Source organism: Streptomyces sp. NPDC102360, from assembly GCF_044766085.1.
Taxonomy (GTDB): domain Bacteria; phylum Actinomycetota; class Actinomycetes; order Streptomycetales; family Streptomycetaceae; genus Streptomyces.
The window spans coordinates 830,995-850,213 of the sequence record NZ_JBIWLG010000003.1 but is presented as its reverse complement, the minus strand read 5'-3'; the positions used below and the strand labels follow the sequence as shown (position 1 = coordinate 850,213).

Here is a 19,219-nt window from a genome sequence, read left to right as displayed (position 1 = left end):
GTCGGTCGACAGGAGGCGAGTGACACCACAGGGTGGGCGGTGTGATGTCTCGTGACTTCGATGTGGACACGTTCCTGCGACAGCCGCTCACCGCGCGCATCGCCACCAATGGTCCGACCGTCCGCCCGGTCTGGTTCCTGTGGGAGGACGGCGCGTTCTGGGTGCTGACCGGGTCATGGGCGCGGCTGTTCGACCGGGTGAAGGACGATCCGCGCGTCGCGCTCGTCGTGGACGAATGCGATGTCGCGACGGGGCGGGTGCGGCAGGTGATCGCCCGGGGGCGGGCCGAGCTCGTACCGTTCGACGTATCGCGAGGGCGGCGCAAGCTGGTCCGCTATCTGGGAGCGGACGAGGCGCTGTGGGACGAGCGGTTCGTGGGCTATCTGTACGACGATCCCAGCGAACGGGGCACGATGTGGCTGAAGTTGAGGCCCGCCTCGCTCACGGCCAAGGACCTCAGCTATTCCGCCGCGGAGGAGTACCGCACTCCTGGGAGCGGACGGCAGGCCGCAGGAGTGGCTGGACCGGCGCTTCGTTCCGCGTCGACTGATGCGGTCGGGCCGGTGCAGCACTGCACCGGCCCGACCATGCTGCCCCAGTAGTGATCCCTAGTAGATGTTCGCCGCGACGTCCGCGCCGTCCTCCCGGCCCGCGTTGATCTGCGCGCGCAGCGCGATCTCGTCGTACACGCGGACCTCCTTCACGATGCGGCCGTCCTGGATCGTGAACTGCGAGACACCGAGCATCGTGACCGGCTTGCCGGTGATCGGGCCGAAGGCGGGGATGCCGCGGTACGTGCCGTGCATCGTCCAGGTCACGGCGATGCGCAGCCCCGCGTACCGCTCCGCGTGGTGCGTCTGGACGTCCAGCACGGAGAAGCGTGCGTCGGGGAAGGGGCCGACCATGTCCAGCAGGTCCGCCTGGTAGCGCTCCGGGCGGATGACGGTGCGGTCGCCGATGGTGTGCAGGAAGAGGTCGCGCGCCATGAAGTCGTTGACCTTGTTGAGCTCGCGCCGCGACCAGACACGGTCGATGAACTCGAGGACCATCTCGCACTCGGGGCGGAAGTCGTCGGGGCGCGGGCCGCTGACACCCTCCAGGAGCACGTCCTTCGGCGGCTCCTCCGTCATCGACCCGGTGTAGCCCTGGAACTGAAGGTCGCGCGCGGCCTCGTCCGGGTCGATGCCGAGCTGCAGGCAGTCCGCCAGGTCGTCGCGCACCACCCACTCCTCGACCATGCGGCCGCGCCGGTAGAGGCAGTTGGCGAAGGTGCGCTTGCGGACGCGGACGTTGCGGCCGTCCACGAGGTGCTCGTCCGCGGAGAAGACCAGGTGCGAGCTGAGGAACGCGTCGTCCCCGCGGGCCTCCCACACCACGTCCTCGGCCTGGCCGATGTGACCCGGCACGGCGGCCATCCGCATCGTGCTGCCCTCGATCACGCCGTCGCGGCCGACGACCGTACCGAGACTGGCGTGGACGATCGAGTCGGGCTCGTAGTTGTCGACGATGTGGGCGATGTCGCGCTCGACCCAGATGCGGTCGGTGACCTCGCGGATGAACTCGTCCGGGTCGTTATAGGGCTCGTACGCGACGGGGTCAAGGGCCATGGTGCTTCTTCCGTTCCAGTGCTAGTGAATGCGTATGTAGCGTGACTGATGTGTGGTGTGTCGGGCAAGAGGGTGCGGCCTCGGGTTCAGGCGGGCTGTGGTGTGTCCTGGCGGGGGAACTTGTCCGCGCCCAGCTGGCTCCGGTACGTCTCCGTCATGAAACCGGTCACGACGACGAGGGCCAGGACGGCACCGACGGCCAGGTAGGCCCACACGGCGTAGATGGTGTCGAAGGTGTCGACCAGCAGCGTCGCGACGAACGGGGTGATCCCCATGAAGATGGAGAACGAGCTGTTGTACGCGATGGCGCTCGCGCTGAACCGGGTACGGGTGGAGAAGAGTTCGGCCGCGCAGACGGTGATGATGCCGGTGAGGAAGAACTCCGGTACGAGGTAGATGAGTTGGCTGGCGACGGCTGCGCCGAAGGTGCCCCGATCGCCCACCCAGAACGCGAGCGGGACCAGGACGATGCAGGCCACGGCGCCTGTGATGAGCATCGGCTTGCGTCCGATGCGGTCCGAGAGCTTGCCGGCCAGCGGCAGCAGCGGGATGAGGACGGCGATCGAGATGGCGTTGGAGGCCAGGCCCATCCAGCGGGGCAGGCCGAGCGTGTTCGTGAGGTACTGCGGATAGAACGTGACCCAGGTGTAGGACAGGATCGCGCACATGATGGAGATCCCGCAGTAGACCAGGATGGGACGCCACTGCGAGCGCAGGGCCTCGATCACCGGCGACTTGACGACGTTGGTGCCGTCCTCGGTGGCCCGCACGAACTCCGGGCTCTCGGAGATGCGGCTGCGCATCCACAGGCCGACCAGGCTGAGCGGGATCGCCAGCAGGAACGGGATGCGCCAGCCCCACGAGTCCAGCGCGGGCCCCTCGAACACCCAGCTGGTCAGCGCGGCGACACCGGCGCCGGCCAGCGTACCCACGAAGCAGCTGTTGGAGGCGTACGAGGTGTAGTACGCCCGCTTGTTGGGCTCGGCCCACTCGACGATGAACGCCACCGCGCCGACGTACTCGCCGCCGGAGACGACCCCCTGGACCACACGGAGCGCCAGGAGCAGGAGCGGCGCCAGGATGCCGACCTGGTGGTACGTGGGCAGGACCGCGACGAGGGCGGTGGACACGCCCATGGCCACGAGGGTCCACAGCAGCGTCTTCCTGCGGCCCACCCGGTCGCCCCAGCGGCCGAGCAGGGTCCCGCCGAGCGGACGGACCAGACACGCGATCGCGATGATCGCGTACGTGCCGAGCACCGCCACGGTCTTGTCGCTCTCGGGAAAGAACGCCGAGGCCATGATCGGCGCCATGTAGCCGTACAGGCCGTAGTCGAACTGCTCGACGAAGTTACCGACGCTGCCCGCGCCGATGGCCCGACGAATCGCGCTTCGCTTCTCCGCCGCCTCGGGGGCGGACGCGGGGCTTGTGCGGGGTGGCGCTGCAGAGGACATGGCTGCTCCGATCGCGCTGCGGATGAGGGGTCTGCATGCTGAGGTGCATACGTATGAATGGGGGTTGGTGGTGAACCGTAAGGTTCCCGGGGTGGGGCGTCAAGAGGTCTGGACGGGGCGGGCCAGGGCGCTCATGGTGTCCATCAGGACGTGCGCCATGTTGAAGACGATCAGGCGGGCCCCGGACTCCTCCGCGGCCTGCGCCGACGGCAGGGTGGGCACGATCGACATCACCGTGCGCCCGTGCTTGTACGTCGCCCTGTGGGCCTGCCCGATCAGTTCGTTCACGACGGACGGCTCCGGGAAGCCGCAGTCCGCCGCCAGGTCGGCCGGGCCCACCAGGACCGCGTCCACACCCTCGGTGCCGGCGATCTCGTCGGCCGCGGCGCACGCCCGCCGTGTCTCGACCATCGCCACGACCAACGTCTCGCGGGACGCGGACACATGCTCGGCCGCGGTGACCGTGCCGAACCGCCCCGACCTGCTGTACGTGGCGAAGCCCCGCTCGCCCCACGGCGGATAGTGGCTCGCGGCCACGGCCCGCCGGGCGTCGTCGGCGCCGTCCACGTGCGGGTGGATGAGGCCGGCCGCGCCCAGGTCGAGGGCGCGCAGCGCCAGTGTGGGCTCAGTGGTTCCGACGCGTACGAGGACGTCGATGCCATGGGCCTCGGCCGCCATGATGTGCTGCTGGAGCAGTGCCGTGTCAGCGGGCCCGTGCTCGCAGTCGATGACCACGAAGTCCAGACCGGCGACGCCCGCCATCTCCACCAGTGTCTCCGAGGGCAGCCGCAGCAGCGCGCCGCGCAGCGGATCGCCGTCCGCCAGGCGCTGTTTGAGGCTGCGGCGCGAGGTGCGACTGCGAGGAACCGTCATCGTGCCACCATCCCCGCCGACAGGTCGATATCGGCGCCGCACATGCCACGCATCCGCAGCATCGCGCTCACCGCCTCGCCGACCTCCTCCTCGGTCACCATCCGCCCGAGCGCGGCACGTGACACGAAGGCCTCCTCGGCCGCCGCGTAGCTGCTGCCCGTGCGCTCCGCCTCCAGGCGGAAGTTGCGCTCCATACGCGGGCCCGAAACTGGCCCGGGGGAAAGGGAGTTGACCGTGACACCTTGCGGACCGACCTCGCCCGCCAGCGTCGTCGTCAGACCGATGACCGCCATCTTCGACGCGCAGTACGGTGTGCGGCGCAGCAGCGGCCGCTTGCCCGACACCGAAGCGACGTTGATGACATCACCGGAGCCACGACGGGTCATCGCGGGGAGGAACGCCCGGCACATCAGGAACACACCGCGGACGTTGATGTCGAAGACCTCGTCCCAGTCCTGGGGCGAGATGTCGGTCAGTGAGGCCACAGGGCCCGCGATGCCCGCGTTGTTGACCAGGATGGATACCTCGTCGTCCGCGAGGGCCGAGGCGAGCGCGTCGACGTCCGTGGGACGGGACACGTCGCACACCTGGGGCACGACCCCCGGCCCGAGCTCGTCGGCGGTGCGCTTGAGGGTGTCCCCGTCGCGCCCCGTGATCACCACTCGGGCGCCGTCGGCCAGCAGTGAGCGGGTGATGGCGCGGCCCAGACCGCTGCCACCCCCGGTCACGAGCGCCGTCCGCCCGGTGAGGGGTGTCGTGGTGCGGTCGGTCGTCATGCGCCGGCCTCCTCGTTCCACTCCAGCGTCTTGTCGCCGTACTTCGCGGCGCGGACGTCACCGGAGCGCGCGTGCCCCTCGAAGAGCTCGACGCGGGCGGCGCGCCCGCACACCTCACCGAGCAGCGCCGACGAGGCGGTGTCGGTGACTTCCTGGTGAGTGACCGTCTTGAGGTACTTGCCGACCCACAGGCCGCCCGTGTAGCGGGCGGCGCCGCGAGTGGGCAGGACGTGGTTGGTGCCGATGACCTTGTCGCCGTAACTGACACACGTGCCCTCGCCGAGGAAGAGTGCGCCGTAGTCACGCATCTTGTCCAGTGCCTGGCGCGGGTTCTCGGTCAGCACCTCGACGTGCTCGCTGGCGTACGAGTCGGCGATCTCGAAGGCCTCGTCGAGGGTGTCGGCCACGACGATCTCCCCGTGGTCGCGCCAGGCAGGCCCGGCGAAGTCCTTCGTCGGCATGCCCGGCAGCAGCCGCTCGATGTGCCGCTCGACCTCGCGCCCCAGTTCCTCGGACGTGGTGACGAGGACGGCGGGGGAGTCAGGCCCGTGCTCGGCCTGGGACAGCAGGTCGACGGCGACCACGAAGGGGTCCGCGTGCTCGTCCGCGATCACCAGGATCTCCGTGGGCCCGGCGAACAGGTCGATGCCGACCTCGCCGAACAGCTGACGCTTGGCCTCGGCCACGTACGCGTTGCCGGGCCCCGCGAGCATCGGCACACTGCCGATCGTCTCGGTCCCCACGGCCATCGCCGCGACGGCCTGGACGCCGCCCAGCAGGTAGATCTCGTCGGCGCCCGCCAGGTGCATCGCGGCGACCGTCGCGGCCGGGATCTCGCCCCGGATGGGCGGCGTGCAGGCGACGACCCGGGGCACACCCGCGACCTTGGCGGTCACGATCGTCATATGGGCCGAGGCGGTCAGCGGGTAGCGGCCACCCGGCACATACGCGCCGGCGCTGGAGACGGGGACGTGCCGGTGGCCGAGCCGGACGCCGGGCAGCGTCTCGATCTCGACGTCGAGCATCGAGTCCCGCTGCGCCTGGGCGAACGTGCGCACCTGCTCCTGCACGAACCGGATGTCGTCCAGGACCTGCTGCGGGACACCCGCGACGATGCGCTCGATCTCCTCGGACGACAGCCGGAACGACTCCGGGCTCCAGTTGTCGAACTTCTCGGAGTACTGGCGCACCGCCTCGTCGCCGCGCTCACGGATGTCGTCGAGGATGGCGCGCACCCGGTCGGCGACGTCCGCGCGGGCGGCGGTCACCTGGGCTGCGGGGACGGGGGACTTGAGGTGTCGGGGCATGACGGCTCTCTTCGACTCGCTTTGTTGGGTATGGAGATGGTGGGTACGGAGATGGGATGTCAGGCGGCGGTGACCGCGGCGACCAGGTCCTGGAGCGCCGCGCCCACGGCGTCCGGCCGCTGCCACGGCACGAGGTGTCCGGCGTCGGGCAGTTCGCGCAGCCGGGAGTGCGGCAGGGCCCCGGCGATGGCGTGGTGGAAGGCGGGCGGGCAGAGCGTGTCCCGGCCGCCCGCGAGGACGACGGAGGGGCAGCGCGCCGAGCGCAGCGCCGCGAACGCGTCCTCGCGGGTGGGCTGGGCGGCGAGCTGGGCGCGGGCTTCGGAGGGTCCCACCGCCCGCGCCATGCGGCGGTAGCGCTCGGCGTCCGTCGCGGACCAGCGGCGATCGGGGAACATGTCCGGCAGCGTGCGCTCGACCACCTCAGCGAACCGGCCGGCCGCGACGAGCGCGTCCAACTCCCGCCAGGCCGCGTGCTGTTCGGGTCGAGGGGCGGCGGCGTTCGTCGCCATCACGCACAGTCCGGCCACCCGCTCAGGCGCCCGCCGCAGCGCCTCGAACCCGACGATGGCGCCCAGGCTGAGCCCGACGAGCACGAACGGCCCGTCCACGGTGGACAGCACATCGTCCGCGAGCGCCCCGATGTCCGGCCGCCGCAGCGCGACGTGGTGGACGGTGTGGCCCTCGGGGAAGGTGACGTCCGACCACAGGCTCGCGTCGCAGAGCATGCCGGGGACGACGACCAGGGACAGTGGCACGCCGGTCACCAGCGCCGCGCGGAGCGGGGGAGCAGCGCGTACGGGGCGACGTATCCGTTGTGGTCCAGGCCCAGGCCCGCGTCGGCGGCGGCCTTGAGGACCTCCTCGTCCCACTCCAGACGGACGCGGCCGTCCCCGGAGTTGACCACCAGGAGGTCGCCCTCCTCCTCGCCGACGTTGCGCACCGTGCGCCAGGCGTCCTGCGGCACCGACAGCATGTCGCGCGGGCCGAGGCGCACCGAGACCTGGTCGGTGCGGTTGAGTGTGACCTCCCACTCACCGTTCTTGACGATGAGTGTCTGGGTCTCCCGCTGCCGGTGCTGCGAGACACCCTGGCCGGGTTCGGCGCGCAGCCAGGCGACGTTGTGGCCGTGCGGGTTGAACACGCGCGGCTCCTGGTGCGGGTCCTCGGTCATGCCGTAGCCGATGACGCAGCTCAGACGCGCGCCGCCGCCCGGCAGGCTGCTGTCGATGAAGGGGTGCTCGGACCATACGAGCTCGTCGGCGGCGGCGACCCGGCGCTTCATCTCCTCGGCGCTGTAGTGGCGCAGCCGGTCGATGTGCTCCTGCGCCATCGGCGTGACCCGCTCGGACTCCGGAGGGAGGGCGTCCCCCGCGTCGGTGTCGACGAGCTGGTTGTCGGCGCTGAGGTACAGGCCGTGCTCGGCCGCCTCGCGCAGGACCGAGGGGCCCCAGATGATGCCGCCGGTGCGGTCCATGCCGAGCACGGTGAACAGCCAGCCGTCGTCCGGCCCGGTGTTGGTGAAGCCACGGAAGATCCAGGTGGGAATGGAGGCGATGTCCCCTGCCTTCAGGGGGAGTTCACCCTGCTCGCCGTCGGCGCCCCAGCGCAGCAGGTACTCGCCGGCGGTGCAGATGAACACCTCGGCGGTGTAGTGCAGGTGCAGGTTGTTGGTGATGCCGTGCGGCATGGCGGCGGCGCCGATGTTGTAGCCGTGCGGAAGCCGCAGGTTGACGTGCTGGCCGGAGGACTGCGAGACGCCCGGCCCGATCATCGCGTAGTTCTCCTTCCGGTCCGAGCCGGGCGTACGGCAGTCGATGAAGGCCTGGTTGCAGGAGACGAAGTCGCTGCGGCGCACCGTGCGGAGTTCGAGGTCGGATGTGGACACGACGACATCGGGCATGGGGGCTCCCTGGTGGACAGGCATCAATGGAATACGTATGCATTGCCATGACAGGCTCCCGAGGTGTGTTCTGTCAAGGGGGTTGAAGCCAATTCCCTGCGACCTCGCTGGGTGTGTCGCGGTCAGGGGGTCCGGATTGGACATACGTATACGGAGGTCGTACGTATACTGTCCGGGCCATGGGTTCCGGTTCCGGGCGGTGGCGGTGCAAGGTGTCGACGAGGAGAGAGAGTCATGGCGATCACGAGTCACGACGTGGCGAAGCTCGCGGGTGTCTCGCAGCCCACGGTGTCCCGCGCCCTGCGTGATGACCCCCGTGTCTCCCAGGCCACCCGCGAGAAGATCAAACGGGCCGCCCAGGCGCTCAACTACGTACCTAGCGAAGCGGGCCGCACGCTGTCGACCCGGTCCACCCACCGGGTCGGCGTCATCGTGACCGACATGACCAACCCGTTCTATCCGCACGTCGTCGCGCCTCTCCACGACGAACTGCAGCGGCTCGGCTTCCGGATGATGCTGCTCACCGAGCGCTCCGACGAGGCGGTCGCCGAGGAGAAGCTCCTCGACCAGTCGCTCGACGGTGTCGTCCTCGCGACCGCCACCACCGACTCGCGGCTGCCCGCCCTGCTGGAGCGGCGCGGCATGCCCTACGTGTTCCTCAACCGGGACACCGGCAGGCCCGGCGACTTCGCCTCCGTCGTCGACAACGAGGGCGGCGGACGCCTCGTCGCGCGGGAGCTGGCCGAGCTCGGCCACCGCCGCATCGCGGGCATCTTCGGCGCGTCCAACACCACGACCGGCCGCGACCGCGAACTGGGCTTCCGTCTCGCCCTCGCCGACGCCGGCATCGGACTGCCGGACGACCGCGTGGTGCGCGGCGCGTTCGAGTACGAGACCGGGTACGCGGCGCTGCCCGCCCTCCTCGAGGCGGCCGAGCCGCCCACCGCCGTGTTCTGCGGCAACGACGTGGTCGCCATCGGCGTGCTCAACGCCGCGCTCGCGGCGGGCGTCAAGGTGCCCGACGACCTCACCGTCATCGGCTTCGACGATCTGCCCATGGCGGCCTGGGAGGTCTTCCGGCTGTCCACCGTCCGACACGATCTGGGTGAACTCGCCTGCCAGGCGGCCAGGTTGCTGGCCCGTCGGATCGCCGGGGAGGTCGACGCCGACGGCGAACGCCTCGTCCTGCCGACCGAGTTCGTTCCCAGAGCCACCCACGCCAAGGCCCGCTGAACCCTTATGGCCCGGAGGGCGTGCGGACGGATTCGGTGGTGGCCGCAAGCGCCGTGCCTCGTCTCTGACGCACCACACCCACGGTGGCCAGGACGGCCGCGAGGCCGAGCGAGAGCCACAACTCCAGCCGGTGGCCAGGCAGTACGGTCATCAGGACCAGCACCCCGGCGATGAACGCGATGGTGGCGAGCGTCAAATAGGGGAAGCCCCACATGCGGACGTCGGTCGGCCGCTGGCCCTTGCGGCGCACGGCGTACTGCGTCAGCGCGATGACCATGTACATCATCAGCGCGATCGCCCCGCTGGAGGCGATGAGGTACGAGAACACGTCCGGCAGCAGATAGTTGGCGATCACCGCGGCGATACCGACGACCGTCGACGCGAGGACCGCGTTGCGGGGCACACCCTGCGGCGAGGTCCGGGCGAAGGCGGCCGGGGCGTCACCGCGTCCCGCAAGCGAGAACAGCATCCGTGAGGCCGTGTAGACGGCGGAGTTGAGGCAGCTGCACACGGCGACCACAAGCACCACGTCCATGATCCGGGCGGCACCGGGGATGTTCATCCGGTCCAGGACCGCTTGGTAGGACCCGGCCCCCAGATCGTCGGCGTTCCACGGCACGAGACAGACCACGACGAGGATCGAACCGATGTAGAAGAGGCCGAGGCGCCACACCACCGCGCGGATCGCCTTCTTGATGTTCTTGCGCGGCTCCTCGGACTCGGCGGCCGCGATGGTGACGATCTCGCTGCCCTGGAAGCTGAACATCGCGGTGAGCAGGCCTGCCAGGATCGCCGTGACACCTTGCGGGGCGAAGCCGCCGTGGCTCCACAGGTTCGAGACACCATGGGTGTCGGAGCCGGGCAGCACACCGAGTATCGCGAGTGCCCCGAGGACCAGGAACGCCACGATCGCGACGACCTTGATCAGCGAGAACCAGTACTCGAACTCGCCGTAGTTGCGCACCGCCAGCAGATTGCTGCCGGTCAGCAGGAGGATCACCGCGAGCGCCGGTATCCAGCTCGGGATCGAGGTGAGCCCCGCGATGACCTCCCCGGCGGCGATGGCCTCGATGGGGATGACCAGGATGTAGAACCACCAGTACAGGTACCCGATGGAGAACCCGGCCCAGCGGCCGAGCGCCCGGTCCGCGTACGTGGAGAAGGAGCCCGTGTCGGGGTTGGCGACGGCCATCTCGCCGAGCATCTGCATCACGAGCACCACCAGGGCGGCCGCCAGCAGGAACGACACGATCACGGCCGGCCCCGCGGTGGCCACGGCGGCCGACGAGCCGACGAAGAGACCGGCGCCGATCACCCCGCCGATGGAGATCATCGTGATCTGGCGGCCCTTCAGGCCCTGGGTGAGTGTCGCGCCCGCTGCGGGGGACGGCTCAGGAGGAGCGTGTTGCATGTGAGGATCCTTGGCTCGCGGACGAGGTGGGAGCCACGCCGCGCCTGACTGGCACGCAGGGTCCCGGGAGAGGTGGGCCGGGGGCGGCCGCCGCCGTCGTCGACGTCGTCCCCGGCCCGGCGGTGGGAGGAGCGGTCAGAGCTGCTCGCGCAGAGCGGCCGGCACGTCGTCGAACGCGCCCGAGGTGCGGCCGATCTCATCGATGCGCAGCGTCGCGGTCGCGCCGTGCGCCGCCAGGCCCTCGAAGGCGGAGATCCGCTCGACGGCCGGGGCGAGCGCCGCGGTGCCTTCCTTCGAGGCCCTCTGGTACGTCAGCGGCTTCAGGAACCGGGAGACCGACAGGCCGGCGTTGTACCGCGCGGTCTTGCCCGTCGGCAGCACGTGGTTGGTGCCCGCGATGCCCTTGTCGGAGTACGCGACGGTGGACCACGGCCCGATGAACAGCGAGCCGTAGTTGGAGAGGTTCCGCAGGTAGAAGTCGTCGTCCTCGGTGTGCACTTCGAGGTGCTCGGGGGCGATGACATCGGCCACGGCGACGGCGGCGTCCCGGTCCTCGACCACGATCACGGAGCCGAAGTCACGCCACGCCGGTCCCGCGATGTCACGCGTGGCGAGGGTGGCGAGCTGGCGCTCCATCTCCGCGACGACGGCCTGTCCCGTCTTCTCCGACGTGGTGATCAGCGCGGCGGGGGAGTTGGGGCCGTGCTCGGCCTGGCCCAGCAGGTCCGCCGCCACCCACACCGGGTCGGCGCTGTCATCGGCGATGACCGCGACCTCGGAGGGTCCGGCGAGCAGGTCGATGCCGACCTGGCCGAACAGCTGCCGCTTGGCCTCGGTGACGAACGCGTTGCCCGCGCCGACCAGCATGTCCACCGGCGCCTCGCCCAGCAGACCGAAGGCCATCGCGCCGAGCGCCTGCACACCGCCGAGGGCGAACACCCGGTCGGCGCGCGAGAGGTAGGCGCCGTACAGCACCGCGGGGTGGGCGCCGTGCTCGCCCGACGGCGGGGTGCAGGCCACGACCGTGGGCACACCGGCCGTCTTGGCGACGTTGACCGTCATGAACGCGCTGGCGAGCAGCGGGAACCGGCCGGCCGGGAGGTAGGCACCGACGCGGGAGACCGGCACGTACCGCTGGCCGCCCTTCACGCCGGGGGCGACCTCGATCTCGAAGTCCGTGAGGTGCTCGCGCTGGGCGGCGGCGAAGGTGTGGGTGCGCTCGTAGCCCATCTCCAGGGCGGTGCGGACGTCCGGGGGAAGGGCGTCCCCGGACTTCTTCAACTCGTTGGCCGGGACCTCCAGTTCGCCGGACCAGCCGTCCAGGTCCTGGGCGTAGGCGCGCACCGCGTCCATGCCCTTGTGCTCGATTTCCTTGAGCATCTCGGAGACGCGCTCGACCACCTTCGGGTCGCGCTGGGCGGGCGGTCCGTCGACGGACGGCTTCTTGAGCCACTGGAGGGGAGGGAGGGCCTGGGCTTCGTCGTGCGTGATCTGCATGGCGAGGACGCTAGACGGACCGCTGCCACAGGACTAGAGGGGCGAGTCCTGTCTCATCCACAGGGTTTACCTGTGGTGTGTCGCCGGGCCCCCTCACAGGCCGCGTGCGACGCGGATCTCGCGCAGGGTGTCCTCGGCGATACGAGCCAGTTCGCGGGTGGCGCGGGACAGCGGGTGTCCACGGCGTCGCACCAGCGCGATGGTGTCGTAGAGGGGGTCGGCGAAGGAGGCCGTGTGCAGCCCCGCGGGGAACGCCGGACTGTCGACCACGGCGCGGCTGGCGATGGTGTCTCCGACCCCGGTGGTCACCAACTTCAGGGCGGCTTCCACGTGTTCGAGCTCGATCAGCGGGTCGACGCGGACGCCGGCGAACTGGGCGCGTTCGGCGAGCTGCCGCCGCGTCGGGTCCTGCCAGCCGTAGTGGGCGTCGTACAGGACGAGGGGCGCGGCCGCGAAGTCCTCGATGGTCACCGGCGTACGGGTGTGCTCCTCGCTTGCGCTGACGTAGTACACCTCGTCGCGCAGCAGTGGTGTCACCTGGAGCTCTTCGTCGTCGATGGGGAGCACCACCAACCCCGCCTCGATGCGTCCGGCTGCCACGGCGGCCGCGGTTTCGGCGGAGTTCTGTCCCACGAGCCGTACCCGCACCGACGGATAGCGGGCGTGGAACAGCTGCACCAGGTTGGACAGCAGGTAGTAGTCCGCGTTGCGCAGGACTCCGAAGGTGGCGGTGCCGCCGCCGAGCGAACCGAGGGAGTGCACGGCCCGTGTGCCGCTGTCGGCGGCCTCCACGGACTGCTGGGCGTACGGCAGCAGCTCCTGTCCCGCCGAGGTGAGCGCGAGGGTGCGGCTGCCGCGCACGAACAGCTCGGCGTCCAGTTCCGCCTCAAGCCGACGCACCAGTTCGGATGCGGATGCCTGGGCGATGTCCATGGCCCGCGCCGCCGCGGTGAACGACCCGAGCCGCTCCGCTTCGACGAAGGCCCTCAGCTGGTTGAGGGTCATGCGGCCACAGGCTAGTCCTGTGTCTGTCGCAGGAAACAGGGGGGTTGTCCGATGAGGTGCGGGCTGATTGGCTCGTGCGGGCCCCGCACACCACACGCCCCCTGTGTCCCGCACACCCTTTGCACCCGGAAGGCTCCTCCCGCCGATGACCAGCCGTCCCCTGTCGACCTGCCTCGTCCAGTCGGCCGCGTACCAGCACGCCGCGGGCGACGGCCTGGACGCGTTCGCGGCGGACGTACGCCGTGTCACCCGCGCCCACCCCGGCGCCCGGCTGCTGGCCTACCCGGAGCTGCACCTGTGCGGACACCACCCGGACGAGGACCCCGAGACGGTCATGACGGAGGCCGCCGAGCCGCTCGACGGCCCGCGCGGAAAGCGCCTGGCGGACCTCGCGCGCGAGACGGGCGTGTGGCTCGTGCCCGGCAGTGTCTACGAGCGCGGCGGCGACGGCCTGATCTACAACACGGCGCCCGTGTACTCGCCCGAGGGCCGGCGCGTCGCCGCGTACCGGAAGATCTTCCCCTGGCGCCCCTACGAGACCACGGCGTCCGGCACGGAGTTCGTCGTCTTCGACATGCCCGGGTACGGGCGCGTGGGCCTGTCCATCTGCTACGACGCCTGGTTCCCGGAGGTCACCCGCCACCTGGCCTGGCAGGGCGCCGACCTGGTCCTCAACCTCGTGCGCACACCGACCGTCGACCGCACTCAGGAACTCGTCCTCGCCCGGGCCAACGCCATCGTGAACCAGGTCGCCATGGCCAGCGTCAACGCCGCGCAGCCGGACGGGATCGGCCGCAGCCTTGTCGTCGACCCCGAGGGTCGGGTGCGCGCCGAGGCCGAGTCCGCCACGGACCAGATCGTCACGGACGTCCTCGACCTGGGCGAGGCCCGCCGGGTGCGCACCCACGGCACGGCGGGGCTGACCCGGGTGTGGAACCCGTTCACGGCCGGCCAGGCGCCCCTCGAACTCCCCTTGTACGGGGGCCGGATCGACCCCGAGCGGTGGAGTGAGGCGCTACCGGCCGACGAGCGGTAGGGCGGCGACGGCGCCGCCTGTGGGCACGGTTGCCGGAGCGGCGCGGGCTTCACCCGTCCAGGCGATCGGTGCGACGCAACACGCGTATGGCCCCTTTATGAAAGGGATATTGCAGTCCGGCCCCGGGCGACCCACGCCCTTGACCCGACTCCGATGGCCTGGCTAGCTTCGGCGGCATGTCCGACGACCAGCGGTATCACAAGCGCCGAGCCATCGATCTGATGCGCGTCGCCACCGCCGTGTGTAGCTGACTCGAGCCTCTCGCCGCACTGCCCCTCCTCCCTGTGAAGGCACGAATGAAGCCCCGTCTCCGCATACCCATGCCCAGATGCAGGAGCGCCGCCGTCGTCGGCTCGCTCGCCGCGGCGCTGCTGCTCACCTCCTGCGCCGACAACTCGGCCTCGACGAGCGGCAGTCAGAGCGTCGCGTCGAAGAAGATCCCCGCCAAGGTGTCGGCGGACACCACGCTCACCGTCGGCGCCCCGACCCTCAAGGTCGCCCTCGAACTGTCGGGTCAGATCGACAAGCTGCCCTTCAAGGTGAAGTGGGCCAACATCAGCGGCGGCCCGCAGTGCTCCGAGGCCTTCCGCGCCGACGCCCTCGACATCTGCTCCGCAGCCGAGATCCCGTCCATCAACGCCCACTGGACCGGGCTCGACACCAAACTCGTCGGCGCCGAGTTCCGCAAGGATCCGATCGCCGACCCGATCTACGAGCTGGGCATCGCGCCGGGCGCCGGCATCAAGAAACTCTCCGACCTGCGCGGCAAGAAGATCGCTTACAGCCCCGGACAGGCACAGGGCGCTCTCGTGCTGCGCATCCTGAAGAAGGCCGGGCTCAGCAAGCAGGACGTGAAGCTCGTCGAGCTGGCCAGCACCGGTGATGTGTTTCCGACGGCCCTCGGCAATCACCAGGTCGACGCCGCGCCCATCGCCGGTGTCAACATCAAGCGCTATCTCACGAAGTACGGGCGCGACGGCGCCACCACCATCCGGCACGGGCTGCGGGACGATCCCAGCCACCTGTGGGCGCTGACCGACGCCGTCGCCGACGCCCAGAAGTCCGCGGCCATCAAGGAACTCATCCGCTTCTGGGCACGCGCCGAGGTCTGGATCGACGCGCACCCCAAGGAGTGGATCGAGGGCTACTACGTCAAGGACCAGGGGCTCAGTCGCGAGGACGGCGAGTACCTCGTCGAGCACGCGGGCCACCCGGTCTTCCCGGCCGGCTGGAGCGCGGCCATCAAGCGGCAGCAGCAGACCGTCGACCTGCTCGCGAAGGAACAGAAGCACGAGCGCTTCGACGCGCGTGTTCTGTTCGACCGTCGCTACGAGCGGGTCGCCGCTGACGCGGTGGCCGGCGAAGGAGGTGAACAGGCGTGAGTACAACGGCTGTTGACGAGAGGATCGAGAAGGCCCCGGCCGCACCGGGAGACCGACCTGCGCACGCACCCCGCGTCCGCAAGCGGCTCGCTCCCGGACGTCCCGTCCCCTACGGCTGGGCACTCGGACCGCTGCTGCTGCTCGCCGTGTGGGCGGTCGGCTCGGGCGCCGGACTGATCGACCCGCGCAACCTGCCCGCGCCGTGGGCGATCGCGAGCACCGCGGGTGACCTCATCGCCGAAGGCAGGCTTCAGTCGAACCTCGCCATCTCGGCCCAACGCGCCCTGCTGGGCCTGGTGTTCGGCGTGCTGGCCGGGCTCGCGCTCGCGCTCGTGTCGGGCCTCAGCAGGATCGGCGAGGGGCTCGTCGACGGGCCCGTGCAGATCAAGCGGTCGATTCCCTCACTCGCCCTGATTCCGCTGCTGATCCTGTGGTTCGGCATCGGCGAGTCGATGAAGGTCGTCACCATCGCGCTCGGTGTGTTCGTGCCGATCTACATCCACACCCACAACGGGCTGCGCGGCATCGACAGCCGCTATGTCGAACTCGCCGAGACGGTCCGCCTGGGGCGGGCCCGGTTCATCCGCCACGTCGTGCTGCCGGGTGCGCTGCCGGGATTCCTGCTCGGACTGCGGTTCGCGGTGACCGGGGCGTGGCTCGCCCTCGTCGTGGTCGAACAGGTCAACGCCACCAGCGGAATCGGCTACATGATGGAGCTGGCACGGACGTACGGACAGACCGATGTGATCCTGGTCGGGCTCGTCGTGTACGGAGTGCTCGGCCTCGTGTCCGACGCCCTGGTACGGCTCGTGGAGAGGAAGGCGCTCACATGGCGACGCACCTTGGCCGGCTGAACCCCGTACGGCACCACAACGAGGCGCGGGCCGCCACCACCGTACGTATCGAGGGACTCGTCCGCACCCTCGGCGGGCGCGACGTACTGAACGGGCTGCAACTCTCCATCGCGGAAGGGGAGTTCGTCGCCCTGCTCGGCCGCAGCGGCTCCGGCAAGAGCACCCTGCTGCGGGCCCTGGCCCGGCTGGACCACGAGGTGCCGGGCGGGGGCGAGCTGAGCGCCCCCGACAACGTGTCCGTGGTGTTCCAGGACGCCCGACTGCTGCCGTGGAAACGGCTGCTGGACAACGTCGTCCTCGGCCTCGACGGTCCCGACGCCGTGGAGCGCGGGCGCACCGCCCTCGCCGAGGTCGGGCTCGAAGGGCGGGAACGGGCGTGGCCGATCGAGCTGTCCGGCGGCGAGCAGCAGCGTGTCTCGCTCGCCCGCTCCCTGGTGCGCGAGCCCCAACTCCTGCTCGCCGACGAACCGTTCGGCGCGCTCGATGCCCTGACCCGGATCCGGATGCACGGACTGCTCCGGCAGCTGTGCGAGCGGCACCGGCCCGCGGTGCTCCTGGTCACCCATGACGTCGACGAGGCCATCGCCCTCGCCGACCGGGTGGTCCTCCTGGAGGAGGGCCGGATCGCCCTCGACCTCCCGGTGCGGCTCCCGGTGTCCCGCCGGCGCGGCGACCCCGAGGCCGCGGCCCTGCGCGAGCGGCTCCTGAGGCAACTCGGCGTCGAGGCATCGGAGAGCGTCACGGAAGGCGCCGCGGCGGAGGAAGCCCAAGGCGTGACGGCCGGCGCGGAACGGGAGGCGCGATGACCGCGAGCGAGGAATTCCTGTGGTACATCCCCAACACCGTCGAGCCGGGACACCGCGGCGACGACACCCGGGCGGGCTGGGGCTCGATCGAGTTCACCACGCGGCTCGCCCGCACGGCCGAGGAACACGGCTGGGGCGGCGCCCTGCTGGGCACCGGATGGGGGCGACCGGACACCTTCACCGTGGCGACGGCGCTCGCCGCGCGGACCACCACGTTCAAGCCGCTGATCGCGATCCGTCCCGGCTACTGGCGGCCGGCCAACTTCGCGAGCGCGGCAGCAACGTTGGACCAGCTCAGCCAGGGCCGGGTGCTCGTCAACATCGTCAGCGGCCTGGACAACCCGGCCGCGTACGGTGACACGAACGTCGACCCCGCCGCGCGGTACACGCGCACCCGGGAGTTCCTGCACCTGGTGAGGCGGCTGTGGACGGAGGAGGATGTCACCTTCGCGGGTGAGCACTTCCAGGTGGCCCACTCCACGGTCTCGCCCCGCCCGTACGAGGTGCCGGGCCGCGCGCACCCGCGGCTGTACTTCGGCGGTGCCTCGGAGGCCGCGGAGCGGGTCGCGGCGGCCGAGGCGGACGTCCAGCTGTTCTGGGGCGAACCGCTCGACGGGATCGCCGAACGCGTCGACCGGCTACGGAAGTTGAGCGAGTCGGAGGGCCGCGTCCACGCCCCGCTGGAGTTCGGCCTGCGGATCACCACTGTCGTCCGGGACACCAGCGAGGAGGCGTGGGCGGCGGCCGAACGCAAGGTCGCGAAGATGGCCGGGAGTGCCGGTGACATCACCTGGTCGGGCAACCGCCGCACGGCCGTCGGCCAGCGCCGCCTACTTGACCTGGCCGAACGCGGCGAGGTGCTGGACAGCTGCCTCTACACCACGCCGGGCCGGTTCGGCGGCGGGGGAGCGGGCACGACCTGGCTCGTCGGCTCCCCGGACGAGGTCGCGGCGGCGCTGCACGAATACCGCAGGCTCGGCATCTCCCACTTCGTCCTGTCGGACACTCCCTACCGGGAGGAGACCGCTCGCGTCGGCGACCAACTGCTGCCCAGATTGCGGAAGTTGGCTGCGTCTCACTGGCCGTGACCTCAGCGGACGTGACCTCATCAGCCGCGACCTCGCCAGTCGTGCGGCGACCCGCCCCGGATCCGGTTGACCAGCCCGCGCCGCTGAACCGGAACGTCCGAGGTCGGCACGCCCAGGGCGGTTCGGCCGGAAACCGGCGTGCCGGACCTTCGGTTCGGGTTTACTCGGCGCCATGAATGATCGGATACGTCCAGCGCACGCGCACCGCACCAGCCAGCTGACCGACAGGACCGTCATGGTCACCGGCGCTTCGAGCGGTATCGGTGAGGCGGCGGCACGACTGTTCGCCGCCGAGGGGGCGGCCGTCGTCCTCATGGCACGCCGCGAGGACCGGCTCGCCCAACTTGCCCAGGAGATCGAGGCGTCCGGTGGCCGAGCGGCCTTCAGCGTCGGCGACGTGGCGCGGGCCGAGGACGTCGAGCGTGCCGTCGTGACGGCCACGGAACGTTTCGGCGGCCTCGACGGCGCCTTCAACAACGCCGGCTACGCCGGGTCCGTCTTCGGCCGCACGCATGAGCTGCCGCAGAAGGACTTCGACCAGATCATGGACGTCAACGTGCGCGGGACCTGGAACTGCCTGCGGCACCAGATCCCCGTCATGCTGGAGGCCGGACGCGGCGCGATCGTCAACACCGCCAGCTCGGCGGCCGTCATCGCCACCGGCGCGCCGTCCCCGTACGTCGCGGCGAAGCATGCCGTACTGGGGCTGACGAAGGCCACGGCCGCCGAGTACGGAGCCCAGGGCATCCGCGTCAACTCCCTTGTCGTGGGCACTACTCGGACGGAGATGATCAGCGCCGCGGTGGAGGGCAACCCCGCACTGGAGGAAGCCTTCGTGGCACGCCAGATCCAGCAGCGGATGGCCGAGCCGCAGGAGGTGGCGGAAGCGGCACTGTGGCTGTTGAGCGACCGTTCGTCGTTCGCCACCGGGAGTCATGTGGCGGTGGACGGGGGCATTCTCGCGATCTGACGGACGGGCCGGGCCGAAAC

At 70.5% G+C, this 19,219-nt stretch carries 17 protein-coding genes and 1 pseudogene; 8 read left to right on the top strand and 10 right to left on the bottom strand.

Going from position 1 to position 19,219, the window contains the following annotated elements; all coding sequences use genetic code 11:
- Nucleotides 1-44: 44 nt before the first annotated feature.
- Nucleotides 45-473: pseudogene (locus tag ACIRHA_RS18230) on the top strand (pyridoxamine 5'-phosphate oxidase family protein); the annotation flags it as partial.
- A gap of 135 nt (nt 474-608) precedes the next feature.
- Here the strand turns inward: ACIRHA_RS18230 and ACIRHA_RS18225 are convergent.
- From ACIRHA_RS18225 to ACIRHA_RS18195, 7 genes are all read right to left on the bottom strand, one after another.
- Nucleotides 609-1,607, bottom strand: coding sequence for an ester cyclase (locus ACIRHA_RS18225; protein WP_403846420.1), 999 nt, complete (start codon nt 1,605-1,607; stop codon nt 609-611).
- Between the two features lie 86 nt (nt 1,608-1,693).
- Entirely contained in the window at nt 1,694-3,061 is a 1,368-nt protein-coding gene (locus tag ACIRHA_RS18220; protein ID WP_403846418.1) for an MFS transporter, read from the bottom strand.
- Nucleotides 3,062-3,160: 99 nt separating this feature from the next.
- A complete protein-coding gene (locus ACIRHA_RS18215) occupies nt 3,161-3,934 on the bottom strand; it encodes an HpcH/HpaI aldolase/citrate lyase family protein (RefSeq protein WP_403846416.1) in 774 nt (257 codons plus the stop codon).
- Entirely contained in the window at nt 3,931-4,710 is a 780-nt protein-coding gene (locus tag ACIRHA_RS18210; protein ID WP_403846413.1) for an SDR family NAD(P)-dependent oxidoreductase, read from the bottom strand. The genes ACIRHA_RS18215 and ACIRHA_RS18210 overlap by 4 nt, the downstream gene beginning before the upstream one ends.
- The gene (gene hisD / locus ACIRHA_RS18205; RefSeq protein WP_403846410.1) at nt 4,707-6,017 is read right to left on the bottom strand and encodes a histidinol dehydrogenase; all 1,311 of its coding nucleotides are present in this window, start codon (nt 6,015-6,017) and stop codon (nt 4,707-4,709) included. Before hisD (ACIRHA_RS18205) ends, ACIRHA_RS18210 begins: the two co-directional genes overlap by 4 nt.
- Nucleotides 6,018-6,076: 59 nt before the next feature.
- Nucleotides 6,077-6,772, bottom strand: coding sequence for an alpha/beta fold hydrolase (locus tag ACIRHA_RS18200; protein ID WP_403846407.1), 696 nt, complete (start codon nt 6,770-6,772; stop codon nt 6,077-6,079).
- 5 nt (nt 6,773-6,777) lie between these two features.
- Nucleotides 6,778-7,917, bottom strand: a complete 1,140-nt coding sequence (locus ACIRHA_RS18195; protein WP_403846404.1) for a cupin domain-containing protein — start codon at nt 7,915-7,917, stop codon at nt 6,778-6,780.
- Between the two features lie 234 nt (nt 7,918-8,151).
- Between ACIRHA_RS18195 and ACIRHA_RS18190 the strand changes: the two genes are divergently transcribed.
- Nucleotides 8,152-9,150: a LacI family DNA-binding transcriptional regulator gene (locus ACIRHA_RS18190; protein WP_403846401.1), complete on the top strand. Its 999-nt coding sequence runs from the start codon at nt 8,152-8,154 to the stop codon at nt 9,148-9,150.
- A 4-nt stretch (nt 9,151-9,154) separates the two neighbouring features.
- On the opposite strand, the gene ACIRHA_RS18185 is transcribed toward ACIRHA_RS18190, so the two are convergent.
- From ACIRHA_RS18185 to ACIRHA_RS18175, 3 genes are all read right to left on the bottom strand, one after another.
- Nucleotides 9,155-10,561: an amino acid permease gene (locus ACIRHA_RS18185; protein ID WP_403846399.1), complete on the bottom strand. Its 1,407-nt coding sequence runs from the start codon at nt 10,559-10,561 to the stop codon at nt 9,155-9,157.
- Nucleotides 10,562-10,696: 135 nt separating this feature from the next.
- Complete coding sequence (gene hisD / locus ACIRHA_RS18180; protein ID WP_403846397.1) at nt 10,697-12,058, bottom strand: histidinol dehydrogenase; 1,362 nt, start codon at nt 12,056-12,058, stop codon at nt 10,697-10,699.
- A 93-nt stretch (nt 12,059-12,151) separates the two neighbouring features.
- Nucleotides 12,152-13,063, bottom strand: coding sequence for a LysR family transcriptional regulator (locus ACIRHA_RS18175; protein WP_403846395.1), 912 nt, complete (start codon nt 13,061-13,063; stop codon nt 12,152-12,154).
- Between the two features lie 145 nt (nt 13,064-13,208).
- Here ACIRHA_RS18175 and ACIRHA_RS18170 point away from each other — a divergent pair, with 145 nt between their 5' ends.
- From ACIRHA_RS18170 to ACIRHA_RS18145, 6 genes are all read left to right on the top strand, one after another.
- On the top strand, nt 13,209-14,099 hold the full coding sequence (locus ACIRHA_RS18170; protein WP_403846392.1) for a carbon-nitrogen hydrolase family protein: 891 nt from the start codon (nt 13,209-13,211) through the stop codon (nt 14,097-14,099).
- A 320-nt stretch (nt 14,100-14,419) separates the two neighbouring features.
- Complete coding sequence (locus ACIRHA_RS18165; RefSeq protein ID WP_403846389.1) at nt 14,420-15,481, top strand: ABC transporter substrate-binding protein; 1,062 nt, start codon at nt 14,420-14,422, stop codon at nt 15,479-15,481.
- Entirely contained in the window at nt 15,478-16,335 is an 858-nt protein-coding gene (locus ACIRHA_RS18160; RefSeq protein ID WP_403846387.1) for an ABC transporter permease, read from the top strand. The genes ACIRHA_RS18165 and ACIRHA_RS18160 overlap by 4 nt, the downstream gene beginning before the upstream one ends.
- Nucleotides 16,311-17,141 (top strand): ABC transporter ATP-binding protein, encoded by an 831-nt coding sequence (locus ACIRHA_RS18155; protein ID WP_403846385.1) that lies wholly within the window; start codon nt 16,311-16,313, stop codon nt 17,139-17,141. Before ACIRHA_RS18160 ends, ACIRHA_RS18155 begins: the two co-directional genes overlap by 25 nt.
- Nucleotides 17,138-18,229: an LLM class flavin-dependent oxidoreductase gene (locus tag ACIRHA_RS18150; protein ID WP_403846383.1), complete on the top strand. Its 1,092-nt coding sequence runs from the start codon at nt 17,138-17,140 to the stop codon at nt 18,227-18,229. The genes ACIRHA_RS18155 and ACIRHA_RS18150 overlap by 4 nt, the downstream gene beginning before the upstream one ends.
- A 235-nt stretch (nt 18,230-18,464) precedes the next feature.
- Nucleotides 18,465-19,199 (top strand): SDR family NAD(P)-dependent oxidoreductase, encoded by a 735-nt coding sequence (locus ACIRHA_RS18145; RefSeq protein ID WP_403846532.1) that lies wholly within the window; start codon nt 18,465-18,467, stop codon nt 19,197-19,199.
- The last annotated feature ends 20 nt before the right edge of the window (nt 19,200-19,219 follow it).

What these genes read in the sequence shown, in the direction of transcription:
- ACIRHA_RS18225 (WP_403846420.1), bottom strand. Translation starts at nt 1,607, where the DNA reads ATGGCCCTTGACCCCGTCGCGTACGAGCCCTATAACGACCCGGACGAG.
- ACIRHA_RS18220 (WP_403846418.1), bottom strand. Translation starts at nt 3,061, where the DNA reads ATGTCCTCTGCAGCGCCACCCCGCACAAGCCCCGCGTCCGCCCCCGAG.
- ACIRHA_RS18215 (WP_403846416.1), bottom strand. Translation starts at nt 3,934, where the DNA reads ATGACGGTTCCTCGCAGTCGCACCTCGCGCCGCAGCCTCAAACAGCGC.
- ACIRHA_RS18210 (WP_403846413.1), bottom strand. Translation starts at nt 4,710, where the DNA reads ATGACGACCGACCGCACCACGACACCCCTCACCGGGCGGACGGCGCTC.
- hisD (WP_403846410.1), bottom strand. Translation starts at nt 6,017, where the DNA reads ATGCCCCGACACCTCAAGTCCCCCGTCCCCGCAGCCCAGGTGACCGCC.
- ACIRHA_RS18195 (WP_403846404.1), bottom strand. Translation starts at nt 7,917, where the DNA reads ATGCCCGATGTCGTCGTGTCCACATCCGACCTCGAACTCCGCACGGTG.
- ACIRHA_RS18190 (WP_403846401.1), top strand. Translation starts at nt 8,152, where the DNA reads ATGGCGATCACGAGTCACGACGTGGCGAAGCTCGCGGGTGTCTCGCAG.
- ACIRHA_RS18185 (WP_403846399.1), bottom strand. Translation starts at nt 10,561, where the DNA reads ATGCAACACGCTCCTCCTGAGCCGTCCCCCGCAGCGGGCGCGACACTC.
- hisD (WP_403846397.1), bottom strand. Translation starts at nt 12,058, where the DNA reads ATGCAGATCACGCACGACGAAGCCCAGGCCCTCCCTCCCCTCCAGTGG.
- ACIRHA_RS18175 (WP_403846395.1), bottom strand. Translation starts at nt 13,063, where the DNA reads ATGACCCTCAACCAGCTGAGGGCCTTCGTCGAAGCGGAGCGGCTCGGG.
- ACIRHA_RS18170 (WP_403846392.1), top strand. Translation starts at nt 13,209, where the DNA reads ATGACCAGCCGTCCCCTGTCGACCTGCCTCGTCCAGTCGGCCGCGTAC.
- ACIRHA_RS18165 (WP_403846389.1), top strand. Translation starts at nt 14,420, where the DNA reads ATGCCCAGATGCAGGAGCGCCGCCGTCGTCGGCTCGCTCGCCGCGGCG.
- ACIRHA_RS18155 (WP_403846385.1), top strand. Translation starts at nt 16,311, where the DNA reads ATGGCGACGCACCTTGGCCGGCTGAACCCCGTACGGCACCACAACGAG.
- ACIRHA_RS18150 (WP_403846383.1), top strand. Translation starts at nt 17,138, where the DNA reads ATGACCGCGAGCGAGGAATTCCTGTGGTACATCCCCAACACCGTCGAG.
- ACIRHA_RS18145 (WP_403846532.1), top strand. Translation starts at nt 18,465, where the DNA reads ATGGTCACCGGCGCTTCGAGCGGTATCGGTGAGGCGGCGGCACGACTG.